We start from the raw sequence: 223 nt of genomic DNA on the forward strand, positions 1-223 counted from the left end.
GGGGGGAGGGGGGGGGGGGGGGGGGGGGGGGGGGGGGAGGGGGGGGGGGGGGGGGGGGGGGGGGGGGGGGGGGGGGGGGGGGGGGGGGGGGGGGGGGGGGGAGGGGGGGAGGGGGGGGGGGGGGGGGGGGGGGAGGGGGGGGGGGGGGAAGGGGGGGGGGGGGGGGGGGGGGGGGGGGGGGGAGGGGGGGGGGGAGTAATAGATTGTATTTTTTTTTTTTTTT

The 223-nt window shown here is 84.8% G+C and carries 1 protein-coding gene; it reads right to left on the reverse strand.

Features of this window, described 5'->3' with window-relative positions; translation table 11 throughout:
- Positions 1-223 (reverse strand): hypothetical protein (locus G3O00_RS44160; protein WP_206144862.1); only part of this gene is annotated, 223 nt, incomplete at both ends.

Origin of the sequence: Burkholderia sp. Ac-20384, from assembly GCF_017104605.1 — a bacterium.
GTDB classification, from domain to species: Bacteria; Pseudomonadota; Gammaproteobacteria; order Burkholderiales; family Burkholderiaceae; genus Burkholderia; species Burkholderia lata.